Source organism: Streptomyces hilarionis (assembly GCF_024539675.1).
GTDB classification, from domain to species: domain Bacteria; phylum Actinomycetota; class Actinomycetes; order Streptomycetales; family Streptomycetaceae; genus Streptomyces; species Streptomyces hilarionis.
Genome location: NZ_JAHHIT010000419.1, coordinates 1 through 486 on the forward strand (window position 1 = coordinate 1; position 486 = coordinate 486).

Consider the following 486-nt stretch of genomic DNA (forward strand, 5'->3'; position numbering starts at 1 on the left):
GGGCTGGGGTCGCGAGGGTGGGCCGAGTGGGGGCGGGTTCGGCTTCGACGACCGGGCAGGTGGATGCCGCGGTCCACGGATCCGTGGTCTTCGTCGCCGGTGGCTCGCCGCCTGCGGTGCGACCGAGCGCGGCGTCCCGCGACGGGCGTCCCGCGGTCGCCTCGCCGGTGTCCCCTCCCGCGGGCCAGAGGCCGGGCGGCGATCCGTCCGGCGACCCGGCGGGCGGGTCGGCCTCCGACGGCGGCACGCCGCGCCACAACGACGCGTACGCCGTCGTCGCGCCGCTGCACCGGCCGGTGCCGTGGCCCGCGCTCGGCGCCGCGGCGGACTCCGACCCCGTGGCGACGCAGCACAGGTATCGGGACGTGCCCGTGTTCCCCGGTTAGACGGAGCGGCGCCCGCCCTTCCCCCCTCTCTTCACCCCGTCGGCGTCATCCCCTCCCTCCTCGCCACCCTGTTCCCGTCCCCTTCTCCTCGCACCCCTCG

Annotated in this window: 1 pseudogene; it reads left to right on the forward strand. The window is 77.8% G+C overall.

The window, feature by feature from the left end:
• Window positions 1-386: pseudogene (locus tag KMS84_RS38935) on the forward strand (hypothetical protein); the annotation flags it as partial.
• Window positions 387-486: the final 100 nt, after the last annotated feature.